This is a genomic window from Geodermatophilus sp. SYSU D00691, from assembly GCF_054050275.1.
Map to the genome: position 1 here is coordinate 106,422 of NZ_JBJGYZ010000011.1, position 12,427 is coordinate 118,848.

General features: G+C 69.7%; 15 protein-coding genes. 3 read left to right on the forward strand and 12 right to left on the reverse strand.

The features are described 5' to 3' along the window. Positions 1–5: 5 nt before the first annotated feature. The 8 genes from ACI797_RS10735 to ACI797_RS10770 all read right to left on the reverse strand — a co-directional run bounded on the left by ACI797_RS10735 (position 6) and on the right by ACI797_RS10770 (position 6,704). The gene (locus ACI797_RS10735) at positions 6–446 is read right to left on the reverse strand and encodes a heavy metal-responsive transcriptional regulator (protein ID WP_456858590.1); all 441 of its coding nucleotides are present in this window, start codon (positions 444–446) and stop codon (positions 6–8) included. A 265-nt stretch (positions 447–711) separates the two neighbouring features. Beyond that, a complete protein-coding gene (locus tag ACI797_RS10740) occupies positions 712–1,128 on the reverse strand; it encodes an arsenate-mycothiol transferase ArsC (RefSeq protein ID WP_456858591.1) in 417 nt (138 codons plus the stop codon). Beyond that, positions 1,125–1,583, reverse strand: a complete 459-nt coding sequence (locus ACI797_RS10745; RefSeq protein WP_456858592.1) for an arsenate-mycothiol transferase ArsC — start codon at positions 1,581–1,583, stop codon at positions 1,125–1,127. Before ACI797_RS10745 ends, ACI797_RS10740 begins: the two co-directional genes overlap by 4 nt. After that, positions 1,580–3,022, reverse strand: coding sequence for an FAD-dependent oxidoreductase (locus ACI797_RS10750; protein WP_456858593.1), 1,443 nt, complete (start codon positions 3,020–3,022; stop codon positions 1,580–1,582). Before ACI797_RS10750 ends, ACI797_RS10745 begins: the two co-directional genes overlap by 4 nt. Further along, the gene (locus tag ACI797_RS10755) at positions 3,019–3,714 is read right to left on the reverse strand and encodes an arsenate reductase/protein-tyrosine-phosphatase family protein (protein ID WP_456858594.1); all 696 of its coding nucleotides are present in this window, start codon (positions 3,712–3,714) and stop codon (positions 3,019–3,021) included. The genes ACI797_RS10750 and ACI797_RS10755 overlap by 4 nt, the downstream gene beginning before the upstream one ends. After that, the gene (locus tag ACI797_RS10760) at positions 3,711–4,523 is read right to left on the reverse strand and encodes an aquaporin (protein ID WP_456858595.1); all 813 of its coding nucleotides are present in this window, start codon (positions 4,521–4,523) and stop codon (positions 3,711–3,713) included. Before ACI797_RS10760 ends, ACI797_RS10755 begins: the two co-directional genes overlap by 4 nt. Beyond that, the gene (locus ACI797_RS10765; RefSeq protein ID WP_456858596.1) at positions 4,514–4,810 is read right to left on the reverse strand and encodes an ArsR/SmtB family transcription factor; all 297 of its coding nucleotides are present in this window, start codon (positions 4,808–4,810) and stop codon (positions 4,514–4,516) included. The genes ACI797_RS10760 and ACI797_RS10765 overlap by 10 nt, the downstream gene beginning before the upstream one ends. A gap of 736 nt (positions 4,811–5,546) precedes the next feature. Next, entirely contained in the window at positions 5,547–6,704 is a 1,158-nt protein-coding gene (locus ACI797_RS10770) for a S8 family serine peptidase (protein ID WP_456858597.1), read from the reverse strand. A 1,431-nt stretch (positions 6,705–8,135) separates the two neighbouring features. Between ACI797_RS10770 and ACI797_RS10775 the strand changes: the two genes are divergently transcribed. Next, positions 8,136–8,903 (forward strand): hypothetical protein, encoded by a 768-nt coding sequence (locus ACI797_RS10775; RefSeq protein ID WP_456858598.1) that lies wholly within the window; start codon positions 8,136–8,138, stop codon positions 8,901–8,903. Positions 8,904–8,950: 47 nt separating this feature from the next. Here ACI797_RS10775 and ACI797_RS10780 read toward each other — a convergent pair whose 3' ends face one another. Further along, positions 8,951–9,394, reverse strand: coding sequence for a hypothetical protein (locus tag ACI797_RS10780; RefSeq protein WP_456858599.1), 444 nt, complete (start codon positions 9,392–9,394; stop codon positions 8,951–8,953). 304 nt (positions 9,395–9,698) lie between these two features. On the opposite strand from ACI797_RS10780, the gene ACI797_RS10785 reads away from it, so the two are divergent. After that, complete coding sequence (locus ACI797_RS10785; protein ID WP_456858600.1) at positions 9,699–9,917, forward strand: hypothetical protein; 219 nt, start codon at positions 9,699–9,701, stop codon at positions 9,915–9,917. Between the two features lie 5 nt (positions 9,918–9,922). Here ACI797_RS10785 and ACI797_RS10790 read toward each other — a convergent pair whose 3' ends face one another. Then, the gene (locus ACI797_RS10790) at positions 9,923–10,111 is read right to left on the reverse strand and encodes a hypothetical protein (RefSeq protein WP_456858601.1); all 189 of its coding nucleotides are present in this window, start codon (positions 10,109–10,111) and stop codon (positions 9,923–9,925) included. Between the two features lie 413 nt (positions 10,112–10,524). Here ACI797_RS10790 and ACI797_RS10795 point away from each other — a divergent pair, with 413 nt between their 5' ends. After that, entirely contained in the window at positions 10,525–10,677 is a 153-nt protein-coding gene (locus ACI797_RS10795) for a hypothetical protein (protein ID WP_456858602.1), read from the forward strand. A 265-nt stretch (positions 10,678–10,942) separates the two neighbouring features. On the opposite strand, the gene ACI797_RS10800 is transcribed toward ACI797_RS10795, so the two are convergent. Further along, on the reverse strand, positions 10,943–11,404 hold the full coding sequence (locus ACI797_RS10800; protein ID WP_456858603.1) for an ester cyclase: 462 nt from the start codon (positions 11,402–11,404) through the stop codon (positions 10,943–10,945). 205 nt (positions 11,405–11,609) lie between these two features. After that, on the reverse strand, positions 11,610–11,912 hold the full coding sequence (locus ACI797_RS10805) for a WhiB family transcriptional regulator (RefSeq protein WP_456858604.1): 303 nt from the start codon (positions 11,910–11,912) through the stop codon (positions 11,610–11,612). Between the last annotated feature and the right edge of the window lie 515 nt (positions 11,913–12,427).

Consider the following 12,427-nt stretch of genomic DNA (forward strand, 5'->3'; position numbering starts at 1 on the left):
GCAGGTCAACTCGAGCATCGTGGGTCACCTCCTCCCTCAGGAGGGCACCAAGTGCCGGGGCTCGGAGGAGGACAGTCGGCGGCCGGCAGAGCGTCGGCCATGGCGGCGATCTCCTGGCGGAGGGTGACGAGCCGCGCGATCTCCGCGTCCACCTCGGCCAGCCGACGTCGGAGAAGGTCTTCGGCAGGCTCGCAGGGACAGGTCCCGGTGTCGCGGACGGCGAGCAGGTCGCGGATGTCGGCCAGGCGGAGGCCGAGCCGCTGGGCTCCTTGGATGAACTTCAGGCGGTCGACCGCGCCTGCGTCATAGCTGCGGTAGCCAGCCGGGGTCCGCTCGGGAGAAGGCAGCAGGCCGGCGCGCTCGTAGTACCGGATGGTGTCCGGTGACACCCCGACGGCAGCGGCCAGTTCCGAGACTCGCAGTCCGCGCACGGCCGTCGTGGTCATGCGATCGACGCTAGACCTTGGAGCGGAGTCCAAGGTCAAGCACGAATCCTCCTATCCCGAGCAGCAGGCGTCGGCGCCTTCCGGCGTCCTGGTGGCCAGAGTTGCGAGCAGGCGGGGCGGCGCCGGTGAGCTCGCGGACGGTGTGCGACCGCTCGGCGAGCAGCAGCAGGTGCAGCCGGTCGGATCGGCCAGTGCCTTCAGTTGCGGCACGAGCAGGTGGCTGCAGTGGGCAACCGATCTTCCTGAGGTCCCCCCGATGGCATCGTCAGGAGGAGATCGCTGCCTTCTCCAGTTCTCGGAGCAAGTCACGCACTCGGGCGTCGATGTCGTCGACGATCCCTCGGACGGTCTCCACATCCTGGCCAGCCGGGTCGTCGACGGGCCAGTCCTCGTAGCGCTTGCCCGGGAAGACCGGGCACGTCTCGCCGCAGCCCATGGTGATGACGACGTCGGCGCCCCGGACCAGTTCGGTGTCCAGCTTCGTCGGTGTGTGGTCGGTGACTGGGAGACCGCGTTCGGCAAGCACCTGGGCCACGACCGGGTTCACCCCGGCGCCGGGCTCCGAGCCGGCCGATCGGACGTCGACGGCGCCCTCGGCGTAGTGCCGGGTGAGCACCTGTGCAGCCACGGAACGGCCGGAGTTGTGGATGCAGGCGTAGAGAACGGTGGGTCGGTCGGTCACTGGCGTCCTTCCGGGGAGCCGGCGCCGTCGCGCCGGAAGGTCAGGTCGGAGATGAGGGTGCGGACACGACGGTCGATCTCGTCGCGTAGCGGCCTGAGGCCTTCGGCATCCCAACCCGCGGGGTCGGGCAGCGCCCAGGTCTCGTAGCGCACGCCGTCGACCTGGGGCAGATCGAGGCCCGGTTTCATGGCGACGACGACGTCGGCGGCGGCGATGCGGTCGGCGGTGACCGCCGAGGGACGGTGTGCAGCGGCGTCGATGCTGAGCTCGGCCAAGGTGGCGATCGTTGCCGGACTCGGCGCCGGATCGGGGTCGGTTCCCGCGGAGTCGACGTCGATGCGGTCGACGGCGTGGTGCGCGGCCAGCGCCGCGGCGAGGGCGCTGCGGCCGGCGTTGTGGGTGCACACGAAGAGCACCCGCGGTCGGGCGGCGTCCGGGCTCAGGTGGTCGCTCATGCCACGGACGACCGGACTGCGGGCAGCCGCGTGGGCGCGTGCTCGCGGACCCATGCCTGGGCGGCGATCTGGACGGCGTCCCACGGTGAGCCCAGCGGCGGTGTGTAGGAGAGATCGAGGGCGGCGACGTCGTCGACCGTCATGCGGTGGAACAGCGCGGTGGCGTAGGTGTCGACGCGCTTGGCGGTCTCGGTGCCCCGGGCCCCGATGAGCTGCGCGCCCAGGAGGCGCCCGGTGGCGGCGTCGCCGGTCACCCGGATCGTGATCGGCTGTGCGCCGGGGTAGTAGGCCTTGTGGTCGTCGGCGACAGTGGTCGTGGACACCGGCGTGTAGCCGGCCGCCGTGGCCTCGTGCTCGCGAAGGCCGGTGCGTGAGGCGACGAGGTCGAAGACCTTGACCACCTGGGTGCCGAGGCTGCCGGCGAACCGGGCGGCGCCGCCGAGGGCGTTCTCCCCCGCCACGCGGCCCTGCTTGTGCGCGGTCGTGCCCAGCGGCAGGTACGTCGTCCCGGCCAGGCGGTGGTGGGTCACCACGCAGTCCCCGGCCGCCCACACGTCCGGTAACCCGGTGGCCATGCCCTCGTCGACGAGGACGGCACCACGCATGCCGGTGGCGGCACCGGCATCGACGAGCAGTTCGGTGTCCGGCTGCACGCCCACGCTGATCAGCACGAGGTCGACGTTCCAGTCGACGCCGCCTTCCTGGTCCACCGGACGAGCTTCGACGAGCAGCCGGCCTGCGGCGCCCTCTCGCGCCCGCCCGATGCGGCTCACCACCACGCCGGTGGTGACCTGCACCCCGCGCTTGGTCAGCTCGGTGCGGACGACGCCGCCGAGTTCGGGATCCACGGTGGGCAGCACCTCGGGCAGCATCTCGACCTGGTGCACCGTGAGACCGCGAGTGGTCAGTGCTTCGGCCATCTCGAGGCCCACGTAGCCGGCGCCCACGATCAGCGCGGAACGCGCCCTCGTCCGCTCCAGAGTGGCCATGAACGCGAAGGTGTCGTGCATGGTGTGCAGCAGGTGCACGCCGTCGTCGGGACCCAGCGGCTCGGGGCCGGTGAGCCCCTGGATGGGTGGGCGGACCGGGTGCGCGCCGGTGCCGACGACCAGCCGGTCGTACTCCACCGCGGAGGTGATGCCGTCGCCGTCCCGGACCGCCACCCTGTGCCCGGCGACGTCGATGGCCGTGGCGCGGGTGTTCAGCCGCAGGCGCATGCCGGTGGCCTCGAGCTCCGCGGCGGTTCGGTGCGCCAGGTTGCGCCAGTGCCCGACCTCACCGGAGACGTAGTACGGGATCCCGCAGATGGAGTAGTTCGGGTACGCGTCAGCGACGACCACGGTCACGTCCGTGGCCGGATCGAGCTCTCGGGCGCGGAGAGCGGCGGAGATGCCGGCGTCGGATCCACCGATCACGGCCAGCCGCAGGCCACCGCTCACCGCGTCGGAACGGGCGCCTGCGGCACCACCGCGGCGGGCAGGTCGAGGTCCGGCAGCAGCGAGGCGATCAGGTCCCGCACGCGCGCATCGAGGTCGGCACGGATCGCGGCGACGTCCGGCGCACCGGCACCGGCGGGGTCGGCGACCGCCCAGTCCTCGTAACGCCGGCCGGGTACGACCGGGCACTCGTCGCCGCAGCCGAGCGTCACGACGACGTCCGCGGCGGAGAGCACGTCGTGGGTCAGCGGCTTCGGGAACTCCTGCTGCAGGTTCAGCCCGACGTCGGTCATCGCAGCGGTGACCTCCGAGTGGATCTTCTCGGCGGGATCCGATCCGGCGGTGTAGACGTGCACCGCGGAGCCGGCGTAGTGCCGCAGCAGCGCGGCGGCCATCTGCGACCGGCCGGCGTTGTGCACGCAGACGAACAGGACGCCGGGCGCACGGCGGGCGCGCTTGCCCTGGGCCAGGGCGCGGGCGTCGAGCCGTTCGCAGGCGAAGCGGCCGGCCAGGACCGGGAGGAAGGTGCTGACCCGGGCAGTCCGGGTGAGCCGGTCGTAGCTGTCGCGGTAGACCGCTTCGACCTCGTCCCGGGGAAAGCGGTCGTCGTAGTCGCGGACCAGGTCGTCGATGATCCGCTGCACCTGCAGATCGCGGGCGGCCTGCTCGGCCGGACCGGGCGAGCTCGCGGTCATGGCCGCGCTCCTTCCTGCGCCCGCGGGGGCGTGGGGCGGGAATCGGCGCCGACGACGTCGGCACCCGAAGAGTCCGGCGGAACTGCGCCGGAACTGGACGAGCTGGGCAGTTCATGGGGGACGACGGCCTCGGCGGCGCGGCTGGAGATCCGCGGATAGAGCACCGCAACAGCTGCCACGCCAGCGGCACCACCGACGAGTTGCATGAGCACGAACATCGGCACCGAGGACGGGGCGATGCCGGCGAAGGTGTCGGACAGCATCCGGGCTATGTCGATCATGGGGTTGGCGAAGCTGGTGGAGGACGACCAGAAGTACGCAGCGGTGATGTACGCACCGACCGCGAAGGCGGCCATCGACGCGCGCCCCGCGCGGACCAGGCCGAAGATGAGCAGAACCAGGCCGAAGGTGGCCAGCGCCTCGGACAGCCACAGCGCCCCGGACGACCGCTCGTGGGTGGAGATGGTCACCGCCGGCAAGTCGAACATCAGGTTCGCCAGGATCGCGCCGACCACCCCACCGGCGACCTGTACCGGCAGGTACACGACGACCTGCCGGGTGCTGACCCCACCGAAGACCCGGTCGGCCAGGGTGACGACCGGGTTGAAGTGCCCGCCGGAGACCGGACCGAAGGCGAGGATGAGCGCCACGAGCCCGGCGCCGGTGATCAGTGCGTTCTCCAGCAACTGGAGACCGGTGTCGGTCGACAGACGCTGCGCGGCGATGCCCGAGCCGATCACCACGGTGACCAGCCCGGCCGAGCCGAGGAACTCGGCGAGACCCTGGCGGGCCAGCAGGCTCACTCGCACGGTCGCTTCACCGCCAGCGCCAGGCGGGAACGGGACGCCAGCTGGGCGTAGTGCGCCGAGACCGCCTCCAGCACCGCGCTCTTCAGCCGGTAGTAGGTGAAGCGGCCCGCCGGTTCTGCCTCGACCACCCCGAGTTCCCGCAGCACTCTCAGGTGGTTGCTCAGGTTGGTCTGCTTCGCACCGATCTCCTCGACCAGGTGGCAGACGCACAGCTGCTCACCAGCGAGCAACTCGACGATCCGCGCTCGCGTGGGGTCGGCCAGGGCCCGGAGCAGCTCGTCAGTCACCGATGATGTCAGCACGGACTGATGAGATCGAGACACTGGCCACCCGTCAAACGAACAGCCGGTGAACTGCTCCCCTCGGGGTCAGAGCGCCCTCTCCGCACACTCGTCGGCCGCCTGCCGGCCCCTGGCCACCGGCGGGCTGGCTTAGCAGCCAGCTGCTCGCCACCTACGTGGCGGGCGTTCTCGAGTTCGCCGCACCGGAGACCCCTCAGCAGCGAACGGTGCCTCTGCCGGCGGCCGTCACGGAGTCGCTGGCCCGCCGTTGCGAGGGCAGCGCGGCGACGAACTGCTGTTCACCACGCCCGCTGGCACACCTCTGCGACTGCGCAACCGGCGTCGGGCGGTGTTCGATCCCGCAGTCCGCGCGGCCGGCCTGACCGACGTCAGACCGCACGACCTCCGGCACACGGCTGCCTCGCCTCGGCGGCCATGACCCTCGACCTCTACTCCGGCCTCCCGTGACGATGCGGGGGGAAGCCGCGGCGACCTCAGAATGGGCGCGTGCAGAGCGGCCCCGTTCGCGTCGTCGACGAGCAGAGGTTCGACCCGCGCCGGATGGTTGAGGTCGCGCACGACGGGAAGTGGCACGCCGGCTACCAGTGGGCCTGGCGGCTGTGCGACGACACTCGCGGATGGATGGCCGAGGTGGGCCGGCTCGCACGCTTCCTTATCGCCGAGGTCGAATACGGCCGACCCTCCAGTTCTGCATGTGGCCCTGCGGGTTGCACCGGGAGATTCAGAACCTCGACACGTTGAGGACCGGTTCCGGGAACGTGTCTGGGTCCTCGGGGATGGGGCCGCGTTCACCGTTCGCCACGAGCGCTTGACGCACCTGGGCCGGCGTGGCGTTCGGGTTCCTCGCCAGATAAAGGGCCGCCGCGCCCGCGACCAGCGGAGCGGCGAAACTGGTGCCGGAGTCCACGGCGTACTGGCTGCCGATGTAGGTCGAGCTGATGCACATGCCCGGCGCCGCGAGATCGACGGCGGCGCCGTAGTTGGAGAAGAAGGCGAAGGTGTCGTCGACCTCGCCGGGGATGCACACGCTGGCCGGTCCCCGGCCTCCGGGGCGGCCGTCGCTGTCGAAGATCGCCGAGACGGTGATGACCGAGGGGAAGGCCGCCGGTTCGAGCCCGGCCGTGTCCTGCGACTCGTTGCCCGCTGCGACGGCGAGCGTGACGCCGGCGTGCGTCGCGGCACAGACCGCGGCGAGGACGGCGTTGGTGGTGGGCGGGGCGCAGTCCACGTCGGTGCCTCCGCGCCCTCCGATGGGGCCGCCCAGGCTGAGGTTGGCGACGTCGATGATCCCGGCGTTCGCGGTCACCCAGTCCAGCCCGCACAGCAGCCACGAGTCCGCAATAAACCCGCTGTCATCTGAGACCCGTACTGCCCACATGCGGGCGCCGGGGGCGACCCCGACGCGTCCGATGGCGTTGTCGATCGCGCCGGCGAAGCCCGCGGCCATGGTGCCGTGGCCGCTGTGGTCGGCATAGCCCTGCCCGGGGGCGCAGTCCACGCCGCCCACCACGTTGAGGTCGGGGTGGTCGGGTTGGATGCCGGTGTCCAGGACGGCGATGTCGACGTCCACCCGTTGGTCCCGCCCGTCGATGCGCGCCGTCCGGCTGGACAGCGCGCCCACTCGGCTCACCCCGTTCGACACGATCTGCGCCGGCTGAGGCGGCTCCACGGTCGGGGCGGTCTTCGGGGCCTGGACGACGGCGTCCGGTTGCACGGACTGCACACGGGGATCTGCCAGCAGTTGCTGGATCCGCGCCTCGGGCAACCTCGCCGCGTAGCCACGCAGCGCCGCTCGGTAGACGAAGTCCGGGGCCACCCCCGAGGCGCGCGCGTGCTCGGCGGACACCCTGGCCGCATCGACGCCGTCGTGGAACACCACGATGACCGGCCGAGTGCCCTGCGTGCTCGGTGCCGCGGCAGCCGACGACCAAGAGCCAAGAATGGTCGAGACAACTGCTATGACCATGGCCGCGGCAAAGCTAGAACGTCTCACGTCTCCCCGTCCTGACCTGATCGGCGTCCAAGAGGCGAAACACCTGCATCTATTGGGGCTCGCGCAGTCAACTGGCATCAGCTCATTGATCGCAAGACCCTGTGCGCCTGGACGACCAGCAACGGCAAGCGAGAACTAGGAGTCTTGCCACTCCCAATGGGCGAATATCTGAGGTGGTCTTGACCGGTTGCCGCTTCATGATCTACGCGACGTAATCGCTCGACGCCTGACAGCGTTTTCGATCGACCGGGGCAGCCGCCGCCGGCGGAACGCTTGTCACCCCGATTGGTTACAAAAGCCGACTCCGCTTCATCGCGTTGTATCGCGGCCGAGCCGACCGATATCCCCCGACCCGCTCAATCCTCACTGAGCACTTGCCGGGGGCCAGTGATCCCGCGGGCGAGCTGCTTCCGTCGCCACTCCGGCAGCGCCTTGGGCGCTCGTCGCTTGGCCTCCACCAGCGCGGGCGGAACGTCCATGTTGGACAGCGCGATCCGCTCCCTGGCCGGCAGGTTCGGTAGCGGCTCGGCGTGCGTGTCCCGCCACGCCTCTCGAGCCTGGAGTCGGGCGGGTGTCGTCGGATCCACAGGAGTCGGCTGTGAAACTCACCGTGGATCCGCTGCAGCTGCTGACCCCGGCCGAGGCGGCGCGGATCACCGTCGTCAAGGTGCACACCATCCCGAGTGGGACGTCGCCGGCCACCTACCCCGCACCTAGATCTCTCCAGACGGCGGCGACCGGCGCTACGCCATTCAGGACCTGCGCACCATGCGCTCCCGATGGAAGACGGCCGGGGTATGGGTCGCCGTCTGACGCCCCTCCGTCGGCTAGCTCGATGGGGTGGCCAGCCCTGGCGAGATCGGCCCCCGGCGCTCGCAGTCAGCGACGCTCAGGCCGTGCCCACCGTGACGGCGACGACCGCGCTTCCCGATGAGCACCTCAAGCGCGCTACTGCCGGCCTGAGAGCACAGCTTCGCCACCTCTTGCTTGAACAAGGCGCGACGCCGGACTGGGCGACGATGAAGGTGGCCGGCCCCGAAGGGTCCCGCGACCACCTGGGCGGCTGTGGTTTGAGTACTGCGGAGAGGTCACGGCGCGCTGAGTCGCGCCCCTCCCCTTCCTCCCCCTTCACTCCTCCCTAATCCTTGGCCGGGCTGCCGATATGACACGGCGTCGATTGGAAACGGGGAGACCACCTGTGACCAACGGCCAACAGCCGCCGTACCAGCATGGGACGCGCCACAGACAGGGCAGGCCGTCCCCGGCCCGCCTCCGGCTGGTCCAGCATCGCAGCCCAGCCCGTCAGGGGCAGCGCAGATGCTTGAGCAGAACCTCGGGTACCTGCCCCGGGCGCCAGCTGCCAAGAAGCCCGTGGTCAAGCAATGGTGGTTGTGGGTTGCCGTCTTCGTCGTGCTCGTCGCCATCGGCGGCGTGGTCGGCCAGGGCTCCCATGGCAAAACCACCAGCTCGGCTGCGTCGCGGACGACGGATGCAGCATCCGAGGATCGAACCTCGTCCTCGGCTCCACGAACCTCCACGAGCGCATCGATGCCTCGGTCAACCACTCCGCCGGCGCCTCCAGCACCGGCCGCGGGTCTGCCACCGGAGGCGCGCACGCACTCGGGCTCGTCCAACTTCGTCGTCTTCTCGGTGAACGACCAGGGTCAGGACATCGACCTCCTCGTCAACGAGATCGGGTCGTACTCGGGCGTTCTCCCGCTCAACTTCTTCGAAGGTGAGGAGGCCGCTGCCCTCCGGATTGAGGCTGACGGCGACTGGAGCGTCACCTCAGCTCCCCTGACCGCCGCACCTCGATGGGATGGCGTTGCACCTCTTACCGGTCAGGGCGCTGCGGTGGTCTGGGTAGCGGGTGCCGCCGAGGGGCTCACGCCGGTGACACTGACTCACCAGGGCGAGTCCAACTTTGCGATCTTCACGATTGGCGATAACCAGGACCTCCTCGTCAACGAGGTCGGGGCCTACTCCGGTCAGACGCTGCTGCCAGCTGGAACGCTGGTGCCCACGATCGAGGCCGATGGGCCCTGGTCGATCGCCAAGTCCTCATCAGCGACCACCTGCAACTGAGCGCCGCCGTCATCGCGATGGCGGGGCTCAGTTGCCTTGGGGGGCGCTTACGCCGGCCCTCCGGTGAAGAATCCGGTGACGACGCCCGAGAAGGTGACCGTCGTACCGGCCGGCAGTTCACCGAAATCAGGGTCAACCACCGCCTCAGCAAGAGTCTCACTGGCCGTGAAGGTGCAGGTCTGATCCTCCTGCGGCCCAGCCGCGTTGCCGTTGCCCTTGGCCTCAAAGCCCGGCAAGCTTGCCTCGATCACCTCGCCTGTCGGGAGTTCAGCCTCGAACGTGAAGTCCCCGATCGTGACCGGAACGAAGATTTCCGTCGAGCCGATGACATGCGCCGGGGTCCATTGACCGTTGCCGGCGACCACGATTTCGTAGGTGGCTCCACCGCAAGTCAGGGAGAAAACATCTCCTTTAGGGTCTGCCGAAGCCGCCGAGGCAAGACCGACGACAAGGCCGGCCGTCGCCACCGTCAAGGTGACCACTCTGCGCACTGGCTCAGTCCTTCCCGATTGTTGTCCCCCACCCGGGCAGGCGCCGGGCAGTGCACGCAATCAGAGCCGCAAGGCAAGCACAAGAAGGGCGGAACTCGAACGGATGCGGTCGGGCGGGTCGTTGACGCAGCGTCGACACCAGTTGCACGTACACAGGGCGACCTGGGCGGCGTGAGATTGCCGATCGCTTGCTGAGCCCCTTGCGCGGTTACACCAAGGTCGACTCGCCGCGTTGATCACGCGCCGCCACCATCGACGCGTGCCGTCTCGTCGAGGCCCCGACCAGTCGTCTCTGACGCCTCCCGTGAGCGTCGACCAAGAGGTGCTGGAGGTGCTGCGGCAGATCGCGCTGCACCGGGAGACCGCGATGCTGTTGGAGTTGCGGGCTCGTCAGGCGATGCGGCCGGAAGAGCATGGGCGCCTGGCGCGTCGAGCGGCGCACCGGCGGCTGCTCGCTTCGCGACCAGAGGAGCATTTGCAGCAGGGGAAGTCGGCGTCGCGGCACCCCAGCGCGCTGGGCTGAGCCTTCTACTCTCGGGCGACCCAGACCTCAGCCGGGCCGCGTGGGGTCTCCTTCACCTGCTGCGGGCTCGATCGTTCGTAGACGCCGAGCCACCGGGGGCCGTCGTAGACGAGCAGCGATGTGGCCAGTGCCCTTTCCGGCAAGTCATCGAGGTCCCCGTCACGCGGACCGCCCACGTGATAGATCAGCGGCACGTCGAGACGGTAAGCGGAGATGCCAGGCAATAGGGCGCCTCTACAGCGGCCTCACCCTCTCCGGCGACACAACCGGCACATGCTTGCCCCGCCCCCACTCGTGGACGGCCGTGAACTCGACGTCGGCCATCCATCACCGGGCGTCGTCGCAGAGGCGCCAGGGGTGCTAGATGCCCGGCCACCGGTGGCCGCTTAGCTCGACCTCGACGGGCCGGGGCGGGTCGAAGCGACGCTCCTCAAGCAGGCGGACGGGCTCGCACACGCGTTCGATTCGGCCACTCGACTCGCCAGTTCACTTCGACTCGCCCGATGGTGTGACGAGCCGTGATCGACCCGTGCCCTGTATCGCGGCCAGGCCCTACGGTCCCCGGCCAACGTCGCGGGCAGACGGCACACGAGGCGCATCAAGAGAGATGCAGGAGTGGCTCCATCTGCACACCGAGGCTTTGCAGGACATCCGCAAGCACACACGACTGCTCTACGTCATCGGCATCATCTGGCTCGTGCTGTTCGGTCTGGGCGTGGTGTTCTGGATCTGTGCCGCCATCATCGCGGCCTCCATCTGAATGGAGGTCTCAGCGACGACCGCACTGCCCTACGAGCACCTCGAGCGCGCCGCGGCCGGTCTGCGGGCACAGCTCCGGTACCTCCTGCTCGATTAGCACGCAGCGGCGGACTGGTCGACATTCGAGGTCACCGGGCCGATCACCGCCATCGACGGCCGAGGGCGGACGTGGTTCGAGTACCGAGCCACGGTGCACCAAACGGAGAACGCGCAGTCTGCCGGCTCACCGTGAACGCCCCGAGGAGGCGACTCCGACGCGAGGTCAGTCAGACGGTGGCCGGCGCTGGCGCTTGCGGCATCAGCCCGACCTGGGTGAGGTAGTCGGCCATGTTGTAGTACAGGCGCTCCTCGGCCACCTTCCCGTCGCGCAGCAGCCCGATCGACAACCCCTGGATGCGGAACCGGCGGCCGGTGTTCGGTAGGCCTCGCGCCTTGTCCTCCCGGTCATTGGTGCCCGACATCGTCCACTCCGCGGCGTACATCTCATCAGTCGCGAGGATCAGCTCACCAAGATCGATGCGGTAGTCGCTGGAGAAGTTCTCCGCCACGTCGGCGATCCCCTGGCGGAGCGCATCGGCTCCTTGCAAGCGTTCACCCACTCCCTTGTCGTCCCGGATGACGTCCTCGGTCATGCAGGCGAGGACCTTGGCCGGGTCGTGGCTGTTCCATGCCTCGACATACCTGTGCATCCAGGTCGGAATCCCTACGGCACCTGTGTCAGCTGCCATGGCGTCCACTTCCTTGTGAGCGGCGAATCGTCCCCTCGGCGCCCCCGCGGGACCTCAGCTGAGGGAGAAACCATGGCACCGTTCTGCGGCCAGGAACACAGGTCACAGCGGCGCCGCGTCGGACGGGCGCGCCTCTCACCCTTCGTATTCCGATGGTCGGCTCTGGGGTGGGAGACGCATGGGTTCCCGAATGGCGCAAGGAACGTCAAGACGCCGCCTCCCGCCGCTGGTCCGGCGTCGTACCGCCCCACACACCGAACCGCTCGTCGGCCGCGATCGCGTACTGGGCACACGGGCCGCGAAGTGGGCAGCGCCGGCAGGCCGCGATGGCGCCGTGGGTCGCCGGCGAGTTGAGGTCGCGCTTGTCTGGCCACCAGGCCGCATGGTCCTGCTGTTGGCACTCGACGGTGCCGACTTCCTCGAACCGGGCCTGCAGCTCCAGCCACGCGGACAACGCCGCGGGCGGTATCGCCCACAGCCCCCGCTCCTGAGCCTCGCCATGGCCCATCAGGGCATTACGTCACAGCGCTTTCCACCGGCTGTGGAGGCGCGCCGTCGGCCACCCCCCGTTCGCACTGAACGGCCCACTCAGGGCGACTGCCCTACGCTCCGAGACTTCTGCGATCTCGTGGCTTTCCGGGCATCGATAGCCACCAGATCGCAGAAATCGCCGGGGAATCGCGAAGCTCTTGGTCGCCGCGCCGACGCCAAGTCGTCCGGGGTGGATGACGACTGCGGGCCTGCAGGCGTTCAGAAAGGACGTGCCGGTGCCGCTGTGGCCCGGTGGTGCCCGGCGACAACGCTCGCCGTGGCGCGTCGGCGCAGGAGTCGGTGGAGCGGGCCATGACCTCAACGGACGACACTCGCGCTCAGGTGAGGACGACGGCTGCCGCGCCGGCCATCCCTGCCCAGCGGGGGCCGACAGACGCCGAACGGGTGCCTGGCTCGGAAGAGGAACGGGCAGCGGCGCCCACAGGCCGACCGCGCCGCGCGGCGCAACAGACAGCCCAGCCCGTCCTCGAA

Excerpts from the sequence above, each read along its gene's own strand:
- ACI797_RS10735 (WP_456858590.1), bottom strand. The coding sequence starts at position 446 with ATGACCACGACGGCCGTGCGCGGACTGCGAGTCTCGGAACTGGCCGCT.
- ACI797_RS10745 (WP_456858592.1), bottom strand. The coding sequence starts at position 1,583 with ATGAGCGACCACCTGAGCCCGGACGCCGCCCGACCGCGGGTGCTCTTC.
- ACI797_RS10755 (WP_456858594.1), bottom strand. The coding sequence starts at position 3,714 with ATGACCGCGAGCTCGCCCGGTCCGGCCGAGCAGGCCGCCCGCGATCTG.
- ACI797_RS10775 (WP_456858598.1), top strand. The coding sequence starts at position 8,136 with ATGCTTGAGCAGAACCTCGGGTACCTGCCCCGGGCGCCAGCTGCCAAG.
- ACI797_RS10795 (WP_456858602.1), top strand. The coding sequence starts at position 10,525 with ATGCAGGAGTGGCTCCATCTGCACACCGAGGCTTTGCAGGACATCCGC.
- ACI797_RS10800 (WP_456858603.1), bottom strand. The coding sequence starts at position 11,404 with ATGGCAGCTGACACAGGTGCCGTAGGGATTCCGACCTGGATGCACAGG.
- ACI797_RS10805 (WP_456858604.1), bottom strand. The coding sequence starts at position 11,912 with ATGGGCCATGGCGAGGCTCAGGAGCGGGGGCTGTGGGCGATACCGCCC.